The organism is Sphingobacterium sp. 1.A.5 (assembly GCF_002734235.1).
Classification (GTDB): domain Bacteria; phylum Bacteroidota; class Bacteroidia; order Sphingobacteriales; family Sphingobacteriaceae; genus Sphingobacterium; species Sphingobacterium daejeonense.
Genome location: NZ_PEBA01000010.1, coordinates 23,991 through 47,126, shown reverse-complemented (window position 1 = coordinate 47,126; position 23,136 = coordinate 23,991). Strand labels below are relative to the sequence as shown.

At 34.4% G+C, this 23,136-nt stretch carries 21 protein-coding genes; 4 read left to right on the top strand and 17 right to left on the bottom strand.

Features of this window, described 5'->3' with window-relative positions; all coding sequences use genetic code 11:
- Nucleotide 1: 1 nt before the first annotated feature.
- Together prpB and CRT24_RS06525 are read right to left on the bottom strand one after the other, a co-directional pair.
- Nucleotides 2–880, bottom strand: a complete 879-nt coding sequence (prpB, locus tag CRT24_RS06530; RefSeq protein ID WP_099370436.1) for a methylisocitrate lyase — start codon at nucleotides 878–880, stop codon at nucleotides 2–4.
- Nucleotides 881–1,066: 186 nt separating this feature from the next.
- On the bottom strand, nucleotides 1,067–1,549 hold the full coding sequence (locus CRT24_RS06525; RefSeq protein WP_099370435.1) for a very short patch repair endonuclease: 483 nt from the start codon (nucleotides 1,547–1,549) through the stop codon (nucleotides 1,067–1,069).
- A gap of 153 nt (nucleotides 1,550–1,702) precedes the next feature.
- On the opposite strand from CRT24_RS06525, the gene CRT24_RS06520 reads away from it, so the two are divergent.
- Nucleotides 1,703–2,398: a hypothetical protein gene (locus CRT24_RS06520; protein WP_144034524.1), complete on the top strand. Its 696-nt coding sequence runs from the start codon at nucleotides 1,703–1,705 to the stop codon at nucleotides 2,396–2,398.
- 76 nt (nucleotides 2,399–2,474) lie between these two features.
- Here the strand turns inward: CRT24_RS06520 and CRT24_RS06515 are convergent, their stop codons facing one another.
- Complete coding sequence (locus CRT24_RS06515) at nucleotides 2,475–4,529, bottom strand: M48 family metalloprotease (RefSeq protein WP_099370433.1); 2,055 nt, start codon at nucleotides 4,527–4,529, stop codon at nucleotides 2,475–2,477.
- Nucleotides 4,530–4,745: 216 nt separating this feature from the next.
- Between CRT24_RS06515 and CRT24_RS06510 the strand changes: the two genes are divergently transcribed.
- Nucleotides 4,746–5,381 (top strand): DUF6266 family protein, encoded by a 636-nt coding sequence (locus CRT24_RS06510; RefSeq protein ID WP_099370432.1) that lies wholly within the window; start codon nucleotides 4,746–4,748, stop codon nucleotides 5,379–5,381.
- 281 nt (nucleotides 5,382–5,662) lie between these two features.
- On the opposite strand, the gene CRT24_RS06500 is transcribed toward CRT24_RS06510, so the two are convergent.
- The 9 genes from CRT24_RS06500 to CRT24_RS06460 all read right to left on the bottom strand — a co-directional run bounded on the left by CRT24_RS06500 (nucleotide 5,663) and on the right by CRT24_RS06460 (nucleotide 14,701).
- Nucleotides 5,663–6,787: a peptidoglycan bridge formation glycyltransferase FemA/FemB family protein gene (locus CRT24_RS06500; RefSeq protein ID WP_099370430.1), complete on the bottom strand. Its 1,125-nt coding sequence runs from the start codon at nucleotides 6,785–6,787 to the stop codon at nucleotides 5,663–5,665.
- Nucleotides 6,788–6,914: 127 nt separating this feature from the next.
- The gene (locus tag CRT24_RS06495; RefSeq protein WP_099370429.1) at nucleotides 6,915–7,118 is read right to left on the bottom strand and encodes a YwbE family protein; all 204 of its coding nucleotides are present in this window, start codon (nucleotides 7,116–7,118) and stop codon (nucleotides 6,915–6,917) included.
- A gap of 56 nt (nucleotides 7,119–7,174) precedes the next feature.
- A complete protein-coding gene (locus tag CRT24_RS06490; protein WP_099370428.1) occupies nucleotides 7,175–7,873 on the bottom strand; it encodes a DKNYY domain-containing protein in 699 nt (232 codons plus the stop codon).
- Between the two features lie 43 nt (nucleotides 7,874–7,916).
- Complete coding sequence (locus tag CRT24_RS06485; RefSeq protein ID WP_099370427.1) at nucleotides 7,917–8,480, bottom strand: biliverdin-producing heme oxygenase; 564 nt, start codon at nucleotides 8,478–8,480, stop codon at nucleotides 7,917–7,919.
- A 149-nt stretch (nucleotides 8,481–8,629) separates the two neighbouring features.
- A complete protein-coding gene (locus tag CRT24_RS06480; protein WP_144034523.1) occupies nucleotides 8,630–9,604 on the bottom strand; it encodes a hypothetical protein in 975 nt (324 codons plus the stop codon).
- A gap of 17 nt (nucleotides 9,605–9,621) precedes the next feature.
- Nucleotides 9,622–10,374, bottom strand: a complete 753-nt coding sequence (locus CRT24_RS06475) for a hypothetical protein (RefSeq protein WP_099370425.1) — start codon at nucleotides 10,372–10,374, stop codon at nucleotides 9,622–9,624.
- A 300-nt stretch (nucleotides 10,375–10,674) separates the two neighbouring features.
- Complete coding sequence (locus CRT24_RS06470) at nucleotides 10,675–11,469, bottom strand: HmuY family protein (protein ID WP_099370424.1); 795 nt, start codon at nucleotides 11,467–11,469, stop codon at nucleotides 10,675–10,677.
- 115 nt (nucleotides 11,470–11,584) lie between these two features.
- Entirely contained in the window at nucleotides 11,585–12,343 is a 759-nt protein-coding gene (locus CRT24_RS06465; protein ID WP_257213982.1) for an HmuY family protein, read from the bottom strand.
- Between the two features lie 24 nt (nucleotides 12,344–12,367).
- Nucleotides 12,368–14,701, bottom strand: coding sequence for a TonB-dependent receptor (locus CRT24_RS06460; protein ID WP_099370423.1), 2,334 nt, complete (start codon nucleotides 14,699–14,701; stop codon nucleotides 12,368–12,370).
- A gap of 318 nt (nucleotides 14,702–15,019) precedes the next feature.
- Here CRT24_RS06460 and CRT24_RS06455 point away from each other — a divergent pair, with 318 nt between their 5' ends.
- Together CRT24_RS06455 and CRT24_RS06450 are read left to right on the top strand one after the other, a co-directional pair.
- Entirely contained in the window at nucleotides 15,020–15,976 is a 957-nt protein-coding gene (locus CRT24_RS06455; RefSeq protein ID WP_144034522.1) for an AraC family transcriptional regulator, read from the top strand.
- Between the two features lie 123 nt (nucleotides 15,977–16,099).
- Nucleotides 16,100–18,052 carry a glycoside hydrolase family 172 protein gene (locus tag CRT24_RS06450; RefSeq protein WP_099370421.1) on the top strand — a complete coding sequence of 651 codons (1,953 nt, stop codon included), beginning with the start codon at nucleotides 16,100–16,102 and terminating at the stop codon, nucleotides 18,050–18,052.
- 37 nt (nucleotides 18,053–18,089) lie between these two features.
- Here CRT24_RS06450 and CRT24_RS06445 read toward each other — a convergent pair whose 3' ends face one another.
- The 5 genes from CRT24_RS06445 to CRT24_RS06425 form a co-directional block, all read right to left on the bottom strand.
- The gene (locus CRT24_RS06445; RefSeq protein ID WP_099370420.1) at nucleotides 18,090–19,796 is read right to left on the bottom strand and encodes a hypothetical protein; all 1,707 of its coding nucleotides are present in this window, start codon (nucleotides 19,794–19,796) and stop codon (nucleotides 18,090–18,092) included.
- A 56-nt stretch (nucleotides 19,797–19,852) separates the two neighbouring features.
- Nucleotides 19,853–20,038 carry a hypothetical protein gene (locus tag CRT24_RS06440; RefSeq protein ID WP_218962588.1) on the bottom strand — a complete coding sequence of 62 codons (186 nt, stop codon included), beginning with the start codon at nucleotides 20,036–20,038 and terminating at the stop codon, nucleotides 19,853–19,855.
- A 297-nt stretch (nucleotides 20,039–20,335) separates the two neighbouring features.
- Entirely contained in the window at nucleotides 20,336–22,069 is a 1,734-nt protein-coding gene (locus tag CRT24_RS06435) for a hypothetical protein (protein WP_099370418.1), read from the bottom strand.
- Nucleotides 22,070–22,135: 66 nt separating this feature from the next.
- A complete protein-coding gene (locus CRT24_RS06430) occupies nucleotides 22,136–22,321 on the bottom strand; it encodes a hypothetical protein (RefSeq protein WP_144034521.1) in 186 nt (61 codons plus the stop codon).
- Nucleotides 22,322–22,643: 322 nt separating this feature from the next.
- Nucleotides 22,644–23,096, bottom strand: a complete 453-nt coding sequence (locus CRT24_RS06425; RefSeq protein ID WP_099370416.1) for a hypothetical protein — start codon at nucleotides 23,094–23,096, stop codon at nucleotides 22,644–22,646.
- Between the last annotated feature and the right edge of the window lie 40 nt (nucleotides 23,097–23,136).

The window sequence follows — 23,136 nt, the reverse complement described above, 5'->3', positions numbered from 1 at the left end:
ATCATTTGTTTTTAAATAATTGGTCTAATTCATTCTCATAACGATAGTAATCTATGCTTTTATATAGTTCTTCTCGAGTTTGCATAGTATCGATTACATTTGCCTGAGTTCCATCTTTACGAATATGTTCATATACATTTAAAGCTGCTTTATTGGCCGCCCTAAATGCGGATAGAGGATATAAAACAATGGAAACTCTGGCTTTTTTAAGTTCTTCAACGGTGTATAGATCCGTCTGGCCGAACTCTGTTATATTGGCAAGGACGGGTAATCCTGTAGCTTCGGCAAATCTGGTGTAATCTTCGATTTTTCGAACGGCCTCAGCAAATATAAAATCGGCACCTGCTATTTGATAGGCTACAGCACGATCCAGAGCTTTATCCAAGCCTTCAGACGCTATGGCATCCGTTCTAGCACCAATTAAAAAATCAGGGTCTTTTCTTGCATGTACTGCCGCTTTTATGCGGTCGACCATTTCCTCTGTTGATACTAATTCTTTTCCTGGTCTGTGGCCACAACGTTTCGCCCCAACTTGATCTTCCATGTGGATACCGGCAGCACCTGCCTTCTCAAGTGATTGTATCGTTCGTGTAATATTGAATGCGGAAGGTCCAAATCCTGTGTCAATGTCTACCAATAAAGGCAGTGAACATACATTTGTAATTCTTTCTACATCGATAAGCACATCTTGAAGACCTGTAATACCTAAATCTGGAATACCTAAAGAGCCTGCAGCTACACCACCACCTGAAAGGTAAATAGCTTTGAATCCGGATTGTTCAGCCAACAAAGCATGGTTGGCATTGATAGCACCGACTATTTGGAGTGGAGTTTCGGATTGGATAGCATCCCTTAATTTTCTTCCTGCGGAATCCTTCATATATTGATGGAATTTTTAAAGTTTATAATAGATATTTTGAAGACAAAATTGAACTTGGACTGCCAATTTGCCTCTCTTTTAAAGGTAGGAAAATTTATGGGTTAATAGAATTTTCTGACTGGAAAAGATGAATAAGAAATTGACTTAAAAGGATATAAGGATAGGAGGGAATGTTGCAAGTTTGCTTTACCGATAAAGTTTTCTTGTTTCAATAAAAAGATCGATTTGATTCAAGATAATTGGCAGTTTTTTAAGAATTTCATGCGACCAAAACCTAAATACAGTGTATCCTAAATCTCTCAGAGCTTTATTACTTGCGAAGTCTTTTTGAATGTTTCTTTCAATTTTGGGAATCCAAAATTCTTGATTGGATTTGATATTTTCTCTTGCTTCTTTCCAATTGTATCCGTGCCAAAATTCCCCATCGACAAAGATGGCTAACTTATATTTTTTGATCACAATATCAGGAGTTCCCGGGAGTTCATTTTGATGTATTCGATAACGAATATTTTTTGACCATAGAGCTTTCCGAAGTTTAATCTCAGGTTTGGAGTTTTTACTTCTGATTTTAGACATGATTTTGCTACGCTTTTTACTGGTGTAAAAGCCTTGTGATTCCTCAAAGCGTGGCACTTTGATAGGTTTGTCATCCAAGAGGTAGTTAATCATAATTCAAAATTAAGAAGAAAATAGGTACATCAACAAAGAAAATAAAATTACAAAAGAGTTTGTACCCGAATTTAGGTAATTAAAACCCTTTTTAACAGGTAATAATTCCAATCATAATAGTTGATAATTTCGAATAGATAAAATCAAATGATGATGAAGAATAAATTAAGACTATTAATTGGCTGTTTTGTATTGCTGGGATTTTTTGCTGCTTGTGATAAAGATGGCAATGAGATTGAGGATGAAAAGATTCTAACGGAGAGAATTGAAGATATTATCCCAAAACAATACTTGGATACCTTGAATAAGTTGAATTTTAAAGTAAATCAAGGAGTGAATCCACCAACCGTTAAGGGAACATTCTCTGTTAAGCCACATGTTTTGGATACAAGTAATATTTCAACCGACCCTCCGGCCTACAGATTTTCTGATGCAGTTTTAACTTTATATGGTCAGAATAACAATGACTTTAGTATTAAAATGTTGGGGGAGCATTTCCTGAATGATCGAGATACAAGTATCGCAACTGCTATTTCGGGCTCAGGGAATAATTTTACGATCTATGGCAAAGCAAAATCCAATATTGGAACAGCCTATGCTATTTCGGCAATTCTTATTTCCGGAACATTGGATGGCGAAAATATTAAGAATCTACAGACTGGAATTATCATGATTGATGATTCACATGCTACAGGCTTGGTAATCAAAAATGGTCAGGCTAGGATCGCTTTTGATTCTGATTTCATTACCGAGAAAATTGCTGATGTCGATGATAATAAAGCTAGTGCAAAAAGAGCTTCGACATATAAGAGTAAATCAACAGTTTCTTTAAACCAGATTATTGATTAGTGTTAATTTTTCATAGATGGATTAAATTAATATTTAGGTTAAAGTGTTGGTAATGTAAGCGGGATTTTTTCCCGCTTTATTTTTTATAATGGTCATAAATGTATTTCTGAAGATCCAAAAGCTTTTTCTTTTGAATGAAATAAGAACGCGACAATAGGTTTTGATACTGTTGCATCGCCGTAAATAAATATCCTAAATTACTGTCATCATAACTAGAACCATAAAAATATAAAAGCTCATTTTCTGCAAAATGGGTCAAGTATTTAAGGATTTCTGGGCTTAGTTCGGCTTTGATTTCATCACTTTTCAGGAATTCCGTAATCTCCTCCTTCAATTTTTTTTCTAATGGCTTGTTGTTAGACAATTGAGTCACAATACTTGACATTTCTTGTTGTTGGTAGATGAAAGCATATTTATTGCTTATCTCAAAATAGAATTGGTATTTTTCATCAAAAACATCATCCAATTCTTTAAATTTATGATAGACATTTCGAAGATCATACTCTTTATTTGAAACCATTGCCATCTGATAAAAAGATTCAAAAACCCTTTTATTAATTGCATTCAATTCCGATAATTTCTCATTGTAAATGGCTTCAACTTGTTTCAAAATATTTCCTGCTTCTTTAGCCTTGTATTTTATTCCATCGTAATCAAAAGTTTTGAGCTTATAGGTCTTATTGGAAATATTTTCTAAAGTGAATTTGTCATTTAATAAAGAATTAACTTCAAAGCTCAATTCAACATTTTTATCAGAAAATAACTCATGGATTGGTGTGATTTCTGAGTCGTAATTTACCTCAGAAAAATCATGAACAAGAGGATTATTATAAGTATAAAATTCATTGAAAATTTCATCAAATTCATTTTTGTAATAATCTAGTTCATACTGAGATTGGAATTCGGAATTATTTAAATGATTAATCAATCCTTCGTGTTTCAATTCCGAAAACAATAATTTCTGCACTTTTTCGAGCAATACTTCTCTATTCCTGAGAATTTCAATTGCAGGTCCGTCATTTTCATGATCTACCAGTACATTTAGTTTGTTGATTGCATTCACACGATCTTCTGTTGAAGGGTGTGATGCCCATTGATCTTCAATATTTAATTTTGATTTATTGTATTTTGCACCTGCGTCAATCGTTATTTGTGGAAATCCATTAACTATCTCATATTTGTTTTTCTTTGCCAGGAATAGACTAACAGATTTTTGATCTTGATAAATATCTTGTGGCAAAAAGTTTTCACTCATTTTTCTTTCATAGAAATATGTCGCTGTATCAAAAGAGTAGTTTGCAAAACTAATTCTTAACAACCCATCAGCTAGTGCTTTTGATCCAGAAACATTCACAGATACTGCATCAGCATGAAATTCCATTTCTCTAGAAAGTGCCATGTAATTGATGTTGATATAGTCATAGAGTTTTTGAAGAATAGTCTGAATCCCTCGGATTGAAAATGTTGAGATATAAAGTGTTAAAGCTATATAACCGCTAAGATTTGCCATTTTATTCTGTATGCTATTGATAGATTCGTTGTTGTATAGCATGTTGTAAATAATGTTATTAACGTTATAAACATAGCTTCCAACCTTCATGCTGCGCTGAGAAAAATGTCCAAATTCATGTGCTAATATCGCTTTGAGTTCTTGTTTTGTCAATGAGTTTATTAGACCTATACCGATTTGCAGATTTTTACGGACTGGTAAAAACATACTCCAAAAACTGGAATTATAGAAAACTGATGCATTGACATTATGAGAAAGAAATACCTTTTGTGGAAAATCAGTTTTTATTTCCGACACGAGTTCATCGATCATGGCGAAAAGTTCTGGTTGTTCTGCTTCCGTTATTTCAATCAGATCACTTGTATCTGTTTTATTTGACGCGAAAATAAATTTTATCAGAAAAAACAAAGTTGTCAACCCGGCAGCAATCAGCCCTAAGCCCAGCCCTATGGTAAGGATATTAGGATAATTGATGATGGACCAAATTCCGATATATCCAAAAAAGATATTGATTCCTATTGTAATGGCTAACAAAAACAGATAGACGACAATAAAAATGAATATCGATATTAAGGTTTTTTTGACCTGTTTTTGAAATCCTTCTGATTCTTGAATTTTCATGCCTTAGTTAATAATTTGAATCTAATATAAAAATTCCCACCTATGATTTTGCATTGATTTATTTTTTTTAACAGGCTTAAAATGAATCAAATTGTATCAATTTCTTCCAATTAATTCCATGATTCGAATTTCATAACGTCACCTTTTAGTTTAGCTCTCGATATCAAAAAACAGTATTGCATGCAATCGAATGGTTAAATTTTAAAATGTAAAAAAATGGCAATTATCTCAAAAGGAATTTTAGGTGCTTACTACGGAAAAGTAGGCGAAGTAGTAGGAAGTAGCTGGAGGGGAATCAATTATGTAAAATCTCTTCCAAGAAAAATCAAAAGAACAGCTTCAGAAAAGGCATTAAATCAAAGGGCAAAGTTTGCTATGGTTGCTGGATTTCTCAAACCGCTAAGGGAATTCTTAAAGAAAAGTTTCAATGACAAAGGTCTAGAATTTATGACTTCAAGTAACTATGTGACCAGTCAACTCCTCAGGAATGCAATTGTTGGAAAACTTCCATCCTTAACTTTTGACTACTCTAAAGTTGAATTAAGTAAAGGAATGATCTCTAAATTGATGGATTTGACACATAAAAATGATGATGGCAAAATATTAGTCAATTGGGTTGATTCTGAATTTTCTCTATTACCTGAGCCAGATGTAAATGTACATATGATAGTTTATTTAGAAGAAAAAAATCAGTTTCTTCTAGTTCCCAATGTTAAACGATCTGCAAAGGGAATAATGATTACCGAAGATAAATTAGGAAATGGTAGGATAGCTATTTGGGTTTTTTGTAGCAATGCAGAAATGACAAAATTTTCTGATAGTCAGTTTATTCTCGAAAAAGTTATCTCTTAAAACCTTTGTTCGAGTCAATATCCAAATTAATGAATGTTTAAAAAGAATCAAAAAATGAAAAATTTAATTGAATTATTATCGGAGATTATAAAATTAATAAGATCATCACCTACAAAGATACCAGGGAAAATCCTGTTGGTTATTAGGTATTTAAGTTTCTTACTTGATATCTTGAAGCAATGGTTCGACAAGGACAATAAAAATGGATCCCAGAGGAGGAGACTTAAATTTAGTTAATTAAAAAAGGGGCTTTCTGCAAGGAAGCCCCTTATTATATTGTGTTAGTTTAAATGATAGCTTTGATTTTGAAACTCCATAGATGCGTAATAATTGTATTTTTCTTTGTTCAAAGGGTAGTCCCAACATCCCATTCTATGATAAACCTGGCCACCGAATCCTGATTTGAATCTATAGAGTCCATACATCGGATGAGACTCATCTGCTTGCGGGGAAATTCCAAAAAAGTCATATTCCGTACAGCCTTTTTCTTTCGCTAATTGCATTGCTTTCCATTGCAGGGCATATGTAGCCATAAAATTTCTGTTTTCGGTAGCAGAAGCTCCATATAAGTAAGTGCCTCTATTTGCAGCTATTACCAAGAACATAGCAGCCAATGGCTGTCCATCAACTTCAGCAACCAAAAGGTAAACCTCTGCAGGAGACAAAGTGTCATTGGCCCTGGCACTTAGAACAACTCTAAAATAATTAATATCGTGAAGAAAAAAGTTGTTCCGTTGAGCTGTTTGTCGATATAATTCATACCAAACATCTAACTTATCAATGCCTAATGATTTAATCTCCACACCCTTTCTTTTGGAAAGATTGATATTATATCTCGTTTTAGATTTCATGTTTCCCAATAGTTGATCTTCATTCTGGTTAAGGTCCATGAAAATAGTATTAGAAGGAAGAATATCCGTATTAGCTTTTCTTAAGTTCCAATTTTCGGTATTAAAGTTTAATCTTAGTTCTTGGATTCTTTTTTCAGGTACACCGATCCAGTTGCCATGGATGTCATAGCAATCTTCTTCTTTTGCCCATAAGGATTCCCAGGACAGGTCAAAACGGATCATTATGCAAGAAGGAGGGAGGAAACCACGTAAACTTTCCGAAAGTTGCTCTAGAAAATAGCCTTGGTTTTCTGGGTCAGGTTCAATTTCTGGGCCATAAGGAACATAGGCGATACAATGGTCAGCATCCAGATATTGGATGATAATCAATAAATCACCAACAATATAAGTTTCATCAGAAGGATGATTAAACAGATCTGAAGACTTTACCTTAAAGTTATAGGCTACACTTTGAACGCCTTGCATTTTCTTCACCTCAGACCAATAGGCAGTCTGTTGAATAATGGAAGTCTTAAATATTTCCGTTATCTTTTTATCTTCTAAATTCGCAATCATGTTTGTTCTCCATTTTTAGAACCAATCGATTTTTGAAAATCGCTTTGATTTGTGCCAAAAAATGGCAAACATAGCCAATATAAAATGGGTAAACGAATTTAAATGTCACGTTGTTGTTAGAATCCTGTTAGTCTTCTTCCAGGATTTCTGCTACTCGTCCAATCTGCCCATCCGTAAGCCTCACTTTAATACCTCTACTATGGTAAGGCGCCGATGTTAAAATATCCTTGACGATTCCTTCAGTTAAGTTCCCAGATCGCTGGTCTTTCTTTAGAATGATATTTACGACAATACCAGGTTTTATATTTGCTCTTGAATTTGGATCGCTCATGATGTTTATTTTGTTGAATAGCGAATTTAAGGCATTCCAATAAGAAATCTTGAATTTTATTCCATCTTTACAATTCCTGCATCAGATTGAGTTGACCTGGTATAAGCATATTTCCCGGTCCTATCTCGAAGTATTATTGGCTGTTTGATCAGGTTATAATGTTCTACCTCAAATGTTTCTGGATCAAGTCCTATTTCAAAATCATAATGAAAGATTCTATGATAATCTTTTATAAATCCCCAGGTATCTAAAGAATAATTATGAACATCAATAGGAATAATTTCATTTTCATAATAAATATGATTTTTATCCTTCCCATAGAGGAAGCCGATATATTTAAAGCTATCTAAATCTGCATGCTCTAATTTCTTAAGGGTTCCATCTTTTTTGACATAGATACCATTTTTGTCCTGCCAATAAACAGTGTCGTATTTTTCTTTGATATATTTGAAAGTGTTGGGGTCAATTCCTTCAATTATACTTATTTCCCATTTTGCTTCAGGATTATTAATGGAATTTCCGTATTTATTTTTGATGGTTCGCGCAGGGGAGTCCTTCGTTAAATTCTCACGGTAAACATGATTTTTATCCATAAAAAATCCTGATACTTTTTTAAAAGTACCAGGATCTCCATCAGGGACTTCGATTACCTGATTATTGTAATTTCTAACTTGAATTACTTTTCCTTCGTATTGATAGAAGTTGTCGAATAACTTTTCAAGTTTATCTTTATTATAATCTTTTAGGAGTTCCATAAGCTTGTAATGTTCGCATATTAGATATCCTAAATATACCTAATTATTGTAAGCTATTTTCTTTTTGGAAAACATTGCCAAAGTTATAGAAAGTTTGATTTGCTAATTCTATAGCTCTGTCATGTTGGTTGATGTCATCCCCAAATCTGTTTAATACTTCAGTGAATCCAGTCCACATAGCTTCACTTTGGTCTCCATAGCCTTCAAAGAATGAAAAACCACGGTCAATTCCAATTTTCCTTAACATCTGAACGATATATGGACCACCCATAATAGAACCTTCTAAAACATATAAAGAACTTAAAGCTTCAAGTTCTGAATGTACAGTAGGAGCTATGGCTTGCGGAAGATTGGAAAGGTCATGTCCTAAAGATTTTATATCTCTTTCGATATAGCTCGAATTTCTGCGATTATCTTTGTCCGGTAAAACTTCAGTAGTGATAAATTTTCCGGTTTCATCTTCTATAGCCTTGAAATAAGCATAAAAACCTTTTAATAAATCAGCATAATCTGCTTCATTCTCGATTTTTTTAATGTGCCTTACAATATTTGATTCAACCTGTTGATGGGCCGATTTTGTCTGTTCTTTTATTAGTATACTTAACATATTCTTTTTGTTAAATCGTTTATTATTAAAACTGAATTCTTAGGAATTAATTGCTCCAAATTTAAAATTTGGTTTTATTCCCTAAGATTGCTAAAAACATTTACCTACATCCTGTAATAAATGATTTGTGATATTCGAATTACAATTGATTACTTTATAATTTGAATCGGATGTTTTAACATGGGATTAGACCCTTCTCCATTTGACGTTATCAATCTTATAGTTTGGTCAAGTGTGGAGGTAAGTTCATTGTTATAACTTTTTGGAATCCCTAGCTTTAATTTAGCCCCCTCATAATCAACTCCTAATATTTGTAACATAATATATGAACGGTTTCCCTCATTATTAACGTAAGTTAGTAGAGCTGCGCTAATCCTAACATCCTTATTGGCATATTTTAAGGGAACAGTGAATTCATCACCTGATTTTAACTTTAATGGTTCTGTTAAATCTAAATTAGGGTAAGGTGTAGCGGTTAAATCAGTTATGTTAACCACTGGCTTGGAACTATATATTTCTTGGCTAAATTTGTTCGTAATTTTTGCTGTGTACTCACCAGGAGGAATTTCCTGACCATTTGCTTGGTCTACGATAAACATAAAACCCGAGAGTGGATTCTTTAAAGAGGGGATAGGGTAAAACTCTTTTTTTGCTTCATTAAATAAAGTGAGTTTATCACTTCCATCTGATGCCAAATTTAATACAGCAATTAAAGCAGTTTGTCCTCTTCGATATTTTCTGATTTCTCCTTCAGGGAAAAAAGGTAATTTAGCAGTATTATTTAATTTTATCTCGAAACTTTTGGTTGTTCCGTTCTCCGCTTTTACTTCGTATTTTAATCCTATTTTCAATTCTATTTCCTGTTCAGAAGCTGGTGAGATTTTAGCATTCTTTGATACAACAATCTTTGGTTTTAATTTTTGCGGTATTGGCCATTCACTCATTCCCGGCCAATTAATAATGATATTATTATTTTCAATTATAGCATTTATACTGTCTTTACCGTTATCATAAGGAATTTTATAAGAGATTATATCTGCGTAAGGTGCTGGCTCAATTATAGTTTCCGTTTTGCATGAAAACAAAAGTAGACATACAAGGAATAATGATGTTTTGGATATCATGTTCATCTTCAATTTTATTAATAGGTTATTTTAATTGGATTTTTTAATTTTTCTTCTCTATCGTAGTATCGAATTTTAACCCAATAAAGACCTGCAGAAGGTATTTGGTGGTAACCTTTGTCATCAAATCTACCTTCAATTTGATTTAAGTTTAGGATGATTTGAGAGGGTGTTATAATAGTTGAGATGCTAGACATTGCTACAGTAAACTTATATTCTTTCCCTTTATCATCAACTAAACTCGCTTTAGCTAATGTTTGATCTAAATCATAGTTAGTTGAATAAGGATAATTTCCAGATAAATTTCTTACATAAAGCATTTTAGTGATATGTGATTTAGATTGGTCAAAAACTATCGGAGAATTAGGATCTAAGCTTACTTCTCTAAAATTCAAAGGAGGTTGATGAGTTTTAATCTCAAGTACGTAAGTTTTTTTCTCACCATTTTTATGTGTTATGGGATATTCTATTTTCCTACCATTAATAAAATAATCTTGAAGATTTGTAATTAAAGTGTCGCTACCTGATTTTAATTCATTTCCATCCTCTAATTCAATTTTTGGTTCGATCGCTGTCAAATAAATTCCCGGTGGAACAGTTGCTGTTATAATCCCGTTTTGATGATTTATAGAAACTGGAATCTGATCCGCGGAATTAGTTACTTGGAAGGATTTGATCTTTGCTTTAGATTCTTCTTCATAAGGAAGGGTGTTAGTCTTTGTACAGGAGGAGAAGAGTAAAAGACTTATAATAAATAAATTGATTCTCATTTTTAAATGGTTAAAAAAAATAGTACATGTATTACTGTTATAAATATTAATTAATAATCCTGTGTAATAGCATTACACTGGAAAAATAGCGGGCTTTTCAAAAATTAGAATGAGATTTTAGAATTTCCCCTTCTTTTTGGCATGATGAATTAATTACCATTATCAATGCAGACAATAGCAATGGTAAGGATCTGAATGTATATTTCATGGTTTTTAGTTTTTGCCTTTAGGCATTAATTAATTTGGGTTATTCTATTCCAATTATTTAGAGCATTCATTTTTGAAAAGAAGCTCGCTATGTTATTTTTTAATCTCAAATTTTTTGCTGTTTTTTGGGACCAATACATAATCAAAAGTGATATATACTTTTGGGGCATCCCTTCTCCATCCGGTCGAGTCCAGCCTGTCCTTGTAGAGTGATAAGATTCTCAATTTTGCATAATTACCTTTTGCCGTACGGATAACAGCCGTTCTCGGTGGTGAAGTTCTCCCATTATTTAGCTTCCAAGGCTGATTCATTGGATAAACAACATGCTGAAATTGATGGGACCCATCTCTTAATAGGTCTCCATTAAAATCGTATAAATACCAACCAATCCCTTCTCCAAACATTCCATAATTGTCTGTCCCGTATCGGTCCTTTCTAGTTTGAAATTCCTTGTCATCCGGAATATCAACCACTTGATCGAATTCCTTTTCGACTAGCAAAATTCCGCCCTCGGCAGTATTGCCATAACCGTGGTTCTGGGGATCTTTGCCATTGTTTCCAGAGATAAATGAGTTTACTAAACCTCCAAATGCGATATCCCAATTTCTAGTTTGCAAATGCTCTTGCCCCAATGCTTTATTGGATTCTAAACTATAATAGATATTGGGTGCCGCAGTTTGAAAATTATTAGCCTGTGATCCGGGTAAGTTGTTCACTCTAGTCAGCTTATAAAAAAGTTCGCTTTCTTCTTTTATCTCTTCAGGTGGTTTTTTTTCATCAATTATATCCTCACTTTTCCCGCAGGAAAATAATCCAAATACGATTGAAACAATGATAAATGCTTTAAATCCTCGGAAAATCTTAAACCTAAACACTCTTAAATTCATAATATTTTATTTGTAATGATTCTAAATAATAGTAAAATTACTAAGCTCTCTTTCTATCGTATCTATGAAATCCGGCAATTCATTTATGATATCTGATAAAATTTATCGCACATGGTTACCGACGGCCGCTCGTATTCAAATTTCTACTTCCATCTTCTTGAACGTAGTAGCGAAAAGTGTAATAAGGAGCAGGCCATTTCATATTGGTTACTGCTTGTGGGTTTCCCTTGTAAGAATTTACAATCTGCAGCTTTGCAAATTTCCCGTCCTGAAGTTTGATTACATAGGTTCTATTGGGTAGTGGTATAGCTAAATGTGTTTTGAGGCTATATAGAAACCATCCATCTGAATATTCATTGGAAGCCCATCCTATTTTTGAAACAGTGCTTTTTTCAAATTCCTCATCTGAGGGGGCTTCATTTACAAGATGGTAAGCTTGGCGGACTAATACTACTCCTGTATTTGTAGCTGGCCCTTCATATCCTGGATTGAATTTATCTTTGGCATTATTAACGAACAACTCAGAATTGTACGGTCCTGTAAAGGCAATATCCCACGCCAATGTCTTTAGCCATCTGAGAGAATCGGCTTTATTCTTTATCCAGATCTGTCTTTTATCCTTAAAATTGAACAAAAAAGTATGAAATGGTCTTTTGACTTTCCCTTCAACTCCTTCAGCCATCGATGCCTCAGTATCTCCTGGCAAATCTCTGATTACCACACTGACACCATCATCCAAACTCGGTAGCGGATTGTCTTTTTCTTTTCCACAGGAGTATAGGATCATGAGAAATCCGACGAGTGCAGAATATAGGAGGTATCTTCGGACATTGGATTGGTTATCTTTTGTTATGGTTTTTTGATTCTTCATCATATTGCTCATGTTTATTATTGAATTCTATTTTTCTTTCTTTATCCATCTATAGCTTAATCCTGCCAAATACATTCTGCCCGGTTGCCCAAGCATATATCGGTGAGTAAAACCCATAGCATTATCAACCATAAATCTGAAGGTCAATTGCTTGTTGAAGAATGGCTTTTCCAATGTAAAATTGAGTAGGGTATGAGCAGGAACAAAAGCATCATATTGATCGATAAATTGATTGCCATTAATTTCTTGGAAGGGATATTTACCACGTATACTGGCTCTGACATTCAAATTCAATTGCCAAGGCTCATATTCATAGCTTCCTTTGATATTGAACATGTGCCTGGATCTGTCCTCAATTCCCCAATAATCTGACTTCCTAGATTGCCGAAATTCTGAAGTATAGGGATTGTTGATTTGGTTATAAGGAAACTTTCCAGCAGCTATACTATCTAAAACACTTAAATCCTTAGCTTCCAAAAATTGATATCCTAGAGATACATGGAGGTTCCTTTTAATGCTATAACTAAAAGAGGTTTCAAAACCTCGGTTCATGGCTTTTGGCAAATTTCTATAACTGTATATCTGCGATATTTCCGTCCCATTGGCTACACTGATGGTGTTGATTTGATTATTGATTCTATGGTAAAAAGCAGTAAGTTCAACGTGTATATTTGGATTGGGATCCCAATGAAGACCAGCATTACTCGAAATACTAGTCTCAGCTTTCAAATTATCAGCCACGAGATTGATCATATATAGATTTCGGGAACTGATTTCTCTGTTTTCTTCCATATGATCCAATATTTCATGCACCCGATTTGCCCCGATAATTAAATAGTCGGCTGCAGGATTGTAGAATACTTGATAAAGCATTTTATAGTCTGGAGCTTTAAAGCCGGCACCAACACCGGCTTTGGCAATCAAGCCAGGAGCTAGATTATATTCCATCCCGAAACTTGGACTCAGTTGGCCTTGATATAAGTTGCTATTGTCATATCTTAAACCCAGTGTAGTTTTTAATGGTTCTATAGGTTTCCATTGACCTTGCAAGTATCCGAAAATGGAGTTCAAAGACCTCGATGCATCCAAGTCCTGATTATCCATAATTTCAAAACTGGCACCTAATCCTCCTATAAAGTCTAAACCTTGATTGACTCGGTAAGACATTTGTTCTTCAATGCGGTGCACACGTTGGCCAAATTCCTCTTGCCCTGCCATAACACCTTGACTCATCCATTCGACCTTCATCTGATTGTGGAATCTTGAATAATAATATCGAGTCATGCTCCGAAGTTTAGCATTGATTTGATGGTCATAATTGGCTGAAAGATTTAAATCATAGTCCTCCTGTTTGTCCTTCAATGTATTTTCTTCAGCCCATGAAGTTTGCATGGTCGAAGTCCGATAAGCTAATCTACCAGTAGCACCAAAGGTACCTTTGCTATTAATTTTATACCGTGTCCGGCCTTGGAAACTATAATTATCATATGGTGGAAAGGTGGTACTTTTACTCGATAGAAATTCCTTGTCGGTATTGAATCCATCAGTTCGATAATAGTTTCCAGAAAGTACAATTGAGCCTCTTTTATTATGATAGGGACTTTCGACCTCCAACGTTGCATCCACTGTATTTAGGGTCCCATATAATAAACTAGCTTGTAATTGAGGGGTGGAAGACCTTTGTCGTGTAATAATATTTATAGCACCACCCAAAGCATCTGAACCATATAAACTGGAAGATGCTCCTTTGATGATTTCAATTCTTTCTATATTGGTAACCGATATTCTCGAAAGATCAAAGTTTCCACTATTTCTCCCCAACATAGGTTGACCATCTACCAATACGATGACATAGTTGCTGTTAAACCCTTGTATTTGCACACCCACAGCTCTTGATCCACTAGCCATATCATTTATGATGGCAACTCCTGTTTGTTCTTTCAGCACCTCATCCAAACGCCTGCTGCCCATCAATTCGATTTCCCGCTTACTGACCATTTTTACTGGCATGGCAGCCCGACTCACATCTATTAAATTGTCTACTGAGGGTATCTTTCCTTCAACCTTTACTTCATCAATCGCTGATAGACTAGGTGTGAGAATATAAGTTTTCTTGAGGTTGTTACGTTTGATTTCAACGCTGTCCGTCAGTCTCTCAAATCCTTGAAGTGATACAGAAATTTTATATTCGCCAGATTTAAGATTCTCAAAAACAAAGTAACCTTTGTTATCAGTAGATACCGACCTTGAATTTGGAGAAATATGTAGATTAACATTTGCAACAGGTCTTTGGTTACTGTCAACAACTAAACCGTCTATTTTCCAACCTTTTTGAGCACTCGATGATGTACTTAATGTCAATAAAATAAATACTATATATATTCTGTAAAAATTTATCACAATTCCGCTTCCTTATTTTTAATCATTCTAAATAATGTTACAAATGAAGGAATTAAGGCTCATTTTTATTCTATGAAATTCGGTAATTACTATATGAATATTGATATGAAATAATTGAAAATGATAAACTTATAATAGGAAAGGAATATTTAACTAATTCATTCTATAAATAAATGAAATATCTTTTTGGTTAATTATTTAGAATAATTATAAATAAATATATATTTGAACGATGATTTAATTGTTCTTTTAATATTCCATACCAAATTATTAGCTGAAATGTTAGTTAAATGCAAATTAGTAGAATTTGATAAGTGGTTATTTCTTGAGGAAGTTCAGGACCAATTTCTTCCTTACAAATCTTATCAAAGAAACCAAACGAAATTATCGACAGGTCCATTGAAAAGTCAACAAACATGGGTCAATGGACATGGTCTTTTTATATGGTCTTCGAGGATATCCGTAGACAAGGCTGTTCATTTTCATACTGAAACAATCGGTCAAGCCATCAGTATCTTAATTTTTCAACCCCTCAATGAATCCATGGCTTTTGCTTATGAATCTTGCCTCGATGGCCAGGCAAATAATCGAAAATTCTCATCCCTTCATTATTTAAACAGGAATAAAGAGTGCGATTTCCTCTTTATATCTTTGTCCAAGAGCTTTTTCAAAAATTTAATTGAACGAGATGAAAAACTAAGATTAGATTTTCTAAAAAGACAATCTTTAGAAAACAGTAAATCCACATCTCAATATTTTGCTGACTCAGCCTTTCAAAATATATCCAGAGAGTTATCCAATATGATTTCTTCGGATACCATTGATCGAAATCATCTGGACGAACTTTTGATCAATATCTTTCATGAGAATTATCAAAATATAGAAGTTGCAAATTCTTATGGCCTAGAAGTAGCATCACAAATTGATATCAATAAATTGGAAAAGGCAAAAAGGGTCCTTGAAGGTAATATCATGCATCCACCAACCCAGAAAGAATTAGCTGAAGAAGTCCTTATGAGTGAAAGTAAATTAAGAAAGGATTTTAAAAAGTATTACGGCATCACCATTCATGATTTTTTAACACAAATCCGAATGCAGAAAGCTAGAATTTATCTCTTGGTAGACCAATTGACAGTTTATGAGGTGGCGAGTCTTACGGGTTATGGACATCAAAATAACTTCAGTTATGCCTTCAGGAAATTCTTTGGATACCCTCCAAGGGACTTGAAAGTGTAATACTTTCAACTGATTATTGTTTTCTGAATTTGAATCATCATTTCACAGTATTTTTTCTTATCTTGGATTAGCTTAAACGTTTAAAACGTCTAAAACACTGAATATAAATCTAAATCCTCGAGTATGAACAAATCAATATTCAAGCCTTTTTTGGCCATTTTATTTATTACTTTGTTTTCAAATGTTGTCAATGCTCAAAAAAGTGTTTATAGTTTTTCCGAAGAACTCGATAACTTAACCAGAGCGGACCTCTTGCCTGCATATCGTACTGGTGAATATATTGAACAGGTATCTAGCTATGACCGCACTGGCAAAAATGATGACGGTTTTGGAGGTACATATTCCTTTATCAGAAAAGAAGGAGATAACCTGGTGATTGCTGATTTTAAAGGACCAGGTGTTGTGAATAGAATTTGGACCCCAACTCCAACCGATGATACCGTAGCATTCTATTTTGATGGAGAGAAAAATGCTAGGTTGAGGATTCGTTTTTCAGATCTGTTCTCCGGGAAAGTATTTCCTTTTGTGAAAGGAATATCAGGCAATGAAATTGGCGGTTATTATACTTATCTGCCTATTCCATACAAAAAGTCTCTAAAAATTGTATTTGAAGGAGAAAAAGTGCTGTTTCTACAAATTCAGAATAGGGAATTGCCAAAGCAAAATGTAACTTCATTCACAGGGAATTTCTCTGCCGAGGAAAAAGCAAAGATTGAAGAAGTTGCTAAGATATATACTGAAGTATCACCAGATTTGAAGCTTTTTGAAAAAGGAAAATCTGGTTCCACCCAAATGGAAGAGAAGAATTTTGTGATCAACCCTGGAGAGGAAGTTGATTTATTCAGTTCCGATAAAGCTGGTAGAATTGTAGGGATAGAATTGGATGGAGGGTCATCATTTGAAGGCCTTCAAAAAGATGTCCTCATCTCAGGGAAATGGGATCAAGAAAAAACCGAATCCATTTATGCTCCAGTTGCTGATTTTTTTGGTTATGCTTTTGGACAAAAGGCTATGCGAAGCCTGCTGATGGGGAGCAAAGGGAGCCTTAATTATAGCTATTTACCTATGCCATATGATCAATCTGCAGAATTGAAACTCATCTATAAAAAGAAAAACAATGCGTTGCAATCCCCAATTTCAGTTAAAGCAAAAGTATATTATAATGACCAGCCTAGAGATAAAAAGAATGAAGGAAAATTCTATGCGGTATGGCGTAGAGAAAAGCCTGAAACAGGTAAATACTATGAATTCTTAAAGACTAATGGTAAGGGGCATTATGTAGGTACAATCCATCTGGCTCAAGCACTTCGCCCTGGGATGACTTTATTTTTTGAAGGTGATGATGTGACGAATATCGACGGAAAACAAAGGTTGCATGGCACGGGTTCTGAAGATTATTATAACGGCGGATGGTATGCCTTATTAGACCGATGGGATAGGGGAATTAGCCTTCCTATTCATGGATCGCTGGATTATAGCCTGCCCATGGGTAGAACAGGGGGATATAGATTTTTTATGACGGATAAAATGCCGTTTGAGAAGGAAATTGATCATGTAATAGAACATGGTCCTGAAGGGAATGAGTTTCCTGTAGATTATACTTCTATTGCCATGTATTATGCAGATCAACCTCTTGATAATAGATTAGATCCTACGGATGAGCTTCGGGAAGTTTACCTGCCTACTGTTCATGAGTATTTCCCTCAATTGATGGAGATAACTTTGGGAGGAGGAGCAGAAGTAAAACATGATAGGGGACTCAGGATGCGTTCAGATGGCCAAAATTCTGTTCGTGTTATGCTTACTGATGTACCCGAAGGAGAGTACAAACTTTCTATATCATATTTTGAAAAAGAAAATGGGGCGGATTTTGCAATATGGCAAAGACAAAAAATGATCGTAGACTGGAAATCTACCCAAGCCGCTCAAGAAAAACTGAATGAGAAAGTATTAATGGGCAACATTAAGATTTCAAAACAAACAAACTCAATTTCATTCCATATACGAAAGAATGGAGATAAAGGAAATGAATTTGAAATAGATAGGATATTCTTAGAAAAAATAGGGGATTTATAACAAAATAGGGGCGTTAATTCGCCCCTTCTTATTGAAATTATCTCCTGACACATCGTACATTTGCATATCTACTTGCAGAAAATCTTCGTGTAGAGATTTCTACCCTTGAAAAAAGGACTGAATTGTCAAACAAAGCAAATAATCTTGTTTCTGCAGTCCTCCAATATCCTTTGGTCATTCTAAAAAATAATATATTCCCTGGATGAAAATCCATAATAGCTGAATTCTCCCTAGTTTTATACCCATTTGGTACAAATACTAGGTTTCCATGTGGATATCCAGGATCACCTGCCGCCATATAATTTGGAATAATAATAGCATGCCATTTCCTGTTCTCGATATTTAATTGCTTGTTGTTATGTCTCGCTAATTCCTGAAAATCATCTCGCATCGGTAAATCCCAAACTCCTTCAGGATAAACCCTTTGGCATACATTCCTGCCGTTGATATCATAGATGTCATTAGTGAAGAAATTGGTGTAATGCGGGACAGCTGCAGTATGATTGAAGACTGGATTATCGTACCTGAACCTATATTCCCACTGATTGTCGGGGGTCAGATATCCACCTAAATTCCGATATACATTACCTCGTGCCCATCTAGTATTACCGATTTGAATGGCTGACTCCACAAGCTTAATGGATATAAAATAACTTTTGCCAGCTTCAGCCTTAAAATTTGCGAATGAAAAAGTCCTGTCTGAGAACAGCCGGTTTATATCGGCAGTTCCTCCATCTTCCTGTAGTCTATTGCTTTTTATCCAAAGACGGTCTATACTTGCGTGTAATGGTTTTGCTTCGCCAATAGCAGGAGTGTAAAAAGTATATCTTCTTTTCCAATCTACCTCCGTTACCGAATCCACGCCAACAGGCACAGAATACCCCATTTCGTGAGGATTGGAAACGTTATATTGCCCAATATCTGGAGAAAAAGAATGTAAGTTGCCCTCAATCAGATTAAATTGCGCCTTGAATAATCCAGAATTGCTTTTAAAACTGGGACTTGCATGGCTTACTGCCCCAAACATTCCCCGAGAGTTTACTTCCAATACTATGCGAGAAGAAACTCGCTGTAGGATAATATTATTGATACTACTGCTCCCGTCAATTTGATTCCCTGTGGTAATGATGCCCGTGGCGTAGGCAAAATCTTGTCGAGTTGTAGGATGGTCCCCAGAGGGGAGAATTTGAAGATTAGGTTTTGAAGGTGAGAACGCTGATAGCTGACTTGTATTATTATAGGTGTATGCAAACCACCTATATTTTGTATTGCGATAAGCCGGGATGGAAACCCCTGTTGATCCAATTATTCCGTCTGCTTGATTGACATATTCAGTAGCTTCATCCTTGTGATTGGCTTTATAAATAACAATTTTATAATTTACCCCGTTAGATAAGTTATTTCCAATACTTGCCATGGTACTTCTGTTCTTATTGGTCGCCTTATTTTTTACAATATCATCTTGGCTATCCTTCGTTTGAATATTTGGGTTTAATTCGGATATAGATAACATTGCATCAATTCCACCCAACTCTATAATCTCACTGTGAGACTCCTTTACAGACGAAACTGATTTTTTGTGATTAGAATTTGTTGAAGATTTTAAAGCTGTTGGGCTTATCTCTTGTACACCAATAATTTGAAAATGCAGTTGCTTGTCTCCTAAAGTTCCAATTCCTGTATTATTTAAATTTGATTTGTTGCAGGAAAAAATTAGTAAGGTAATCAATAATTTGGTTTTCAATAAACTTTACTTTTCTTTATTTAGCATTGTTTTAAATCTGTGATTGAAGCATGGAATTAGAGATCAAAATTTTTGTATTTACCATCTGGATCTTCATCCCAGTCCTCAATTTTTGGTTCATTATTTTTGCCGCCTCCTTGGATTACATGGGAATTTAGTGAACTGGATTCTTCCATATTAATTTCTTTAACTTTAATTTCGGGAGGTACATAAGGCTTTTTCTGTTTCTTGTTTTTGTCCATCTGGCATTGGCTCATAAATATGTTAGAAGGTATAATATTATCCGTTGTTATAAATAATATCAATAAAATTAATAAAATATCGTTTTTATAGAATAATTTGATTCAATTGTTGAGGCAGATTTTTCAACAAAATTTAATTTTATTGTGTTTTTGAGGATGGTAACCGCTTTTTTTTATTGTTGATATCGGATAAAAAAAATAGACCAAAACATTATTTGTAACAATAAGACACTCTTAAGACCATTCAAATGAATTTATATCATAAATTCATTTGAATGATATGGATTACTTACATTCCTAACTTTTCTTACGTACACATCTTATACAGGCATTTCTCGTAGAAGTATAATTTCCTATAGCCATTATCGATGATTGAAAAGTTGAATAATTAATCTGTAAAAAATAGGAAGGCTCTTTAGTTCGCCAGTAACCTTTTGTAAGCCTATAAAGGATATTATTGGGAAAATATTCCGAAAATGCCGATTGGGCTGAATGTTTATATCCTACAGGTACAAAATTGAGATTGCCATTAGGATAACTTGGACTTCCCAAAGCAGGTATTGGAGGACTAATTAAGAGATACCAACCATTATTTTCTGTTATAATTCGTTTTCCGGAATAAGCATCAAGGCTTTCGAAATCCGCCCTTGTTGGCAAATCCCAAACTCCCTCCGGATAAATTCGCTCACAAATATTCTTACCGCCAATATTATAAATATCATTGGTAAACATATCAGTTAAATGTGGTACGGCATTGGTACTTTCATATAAAGGGTTGTCGTACCGAAATCGATACTCCCAAAAACCTTCATTATCGACTCCAGAGTTAGCATTTCTATAAACGTTTCCTCTTGCCCAACTTGTAGAACCAATGGTGATGGCAGATTCTACTAATTTGATGGAAATAAAATAACTCTTACCTGGCATTGGTTTGAATTTAGGAAAGGTAAACGTTCTGTTCAAGAACTCCCTGTTTCTGAAGTCTTTTGGACCTCCGGTTTCCTGTAGTCGTTCACTCATAATCCAAAGAGTATCCAAGCTTACCTGCAATGTAGTTTCTGCCCCGGTGGCCGAAGTATAGAATGTATGCCTGCGTTTCCAATCTTTTTCAGGTACACTATCGGTGCCGACCGGAACTGAAAACCCTGAATTATGGTGAGAGTAAACATTATAGGGATTTATTATGTTCACCGGGTTTATAAAACTGCTATCACGCAATCTAAAATCAGCTTTGACCAAACCAGAGTTCTCTTGAAACCTTGGGCTAGCATAGTTTATCGCTCCAAACATTCCTCTAGAATTAATTTCCAAGATGATCCTTGAAGATTTCCTTGTTAAAACAATATTGTTGATATTGCTACTGCCTCCAATTTCATTACCCGTGGTTATTAATCCTGTTGCGTACCCAAAATCCTGTCTTTTATATGGGTCGTCGGCAGAAGGAGCAACTGAAAGTGTTGTTTGGGAACTATTAAATGGTTCCATTTGACTTTTATTGTTGTACGAATAGGCATACCATCTATATTTTGTATTTCGATAAACAGGTATTGACACCGCTGCTGAACCAACAATTCCTTCTACTTGCTGCACAAACTCGGTCGGATTGTTATTAGCGTCTACCTTAAATAAAACGATCTTATAATGAGTTCCATTAGTCAAAGAACTTATCACTCTGGCCATTTTTTTTGACCCAGACATTGATTTATGGTCATTGTTGACAATAGATCTTTTGCCTTGGGAGGTTGAAGCTTGGGAAGGAGGTAATTCGGTTATAGTCATTATGGCATCTAGATCTTCACCTAAACTAACGATTTCGCTTTCTGCGATCACCTTAGTTTGCCTTACCGAAGTATTCCTTGAAGAAGATTTGTGTTCAACATTCTCCATTTCTTGGATCCCTGATATTTTAAAATGTAGGTGATTATCTGCTGCTGTATTAGGCTCTTCGTCAGATTTCGGCTTCTGGCAAGAAATAGAAATTAAAATAAATAAAATGAAATATAAGACGGGAGGGGTTTTACCGAATAACATGGTTAATTGATTTTTGGTATGTGATAATAGTGGACTTGTAAATGATTTTGTGTTAGAAATCTAATCTTAGAGATCGAAATTTTTGAATTTATTATCTGTTTTTGTATCCCATTCTTCTATTCTAGGTTCATTACCTGGTCCCCCAGACCTCACGGTATATGAACTTATTGAAATCATATTTTCTAATTCAACGGTAAAAATTTTTAAGGTCGGAGCAACATAAGTTTTTTTAATTTTTTTCTTTTTGTTCATATTAAATTGTTTTTCAAGAAAATAGATTTGTGTTTGCTTAAATAAATAGCTGATTTTTACAAAAATAAAAACAATTTTCCTCAAAACATTGTAAATGTTGTTTTAACATATATTAATTAGAAAAAATATTAATTTAAAAATTTCGTGAAGTATGTGGAGAATTAACCAAATAAATGAGATTTTGATTGATAATGGTTAATTGAAAAAAAAATTTTAAGACTTTAAATTTTGTAACAGGGTGGTAATTATGAAACAAAAAAGGCGGGTTAAACCGCCTTTTAAGATATGTTTTAAAATAATTTTTGCTTACATACTGAAGAATCTAATCTTTCAGTAACCAAATATTGCTTTTCCCATCCAGAGCTTCATATGGCCTTGAGTTTCCATTTAATAAATCGGTTTCATGTCCTTCCAAATGCCAGTTTAAGTCTTCTTCATTTACTTTTTTCATCTGAAATATCGCATCCGGATCTTTGAAACTGATGTCACTCTTCAATAAATTGATTTTTTGATCAGCGAAAAGTTGTTCTGCTCCATCTTTGGTCACTTGAATTAATCTATTTGCTTTTGCATCAAAATCTGCCATCTCCTTTTCTAATTGTCGAGGATAATTATCTGCTAAATAAGAAGCATATAAATCTCTGTTTTTGGTTCTCAATGCTTCATTCTTATACGCAATTCTTTCAGGATTCAATTCAAAATTAAAATCCTCAGGATTTTCCCTGAAACCAAACTGCCTGTTCAACTCTTCTATTCTTTGTTCTAATGTTGGCATAATCGATGTTTATTGTTTTCTAATAAACGATTCAACAAGA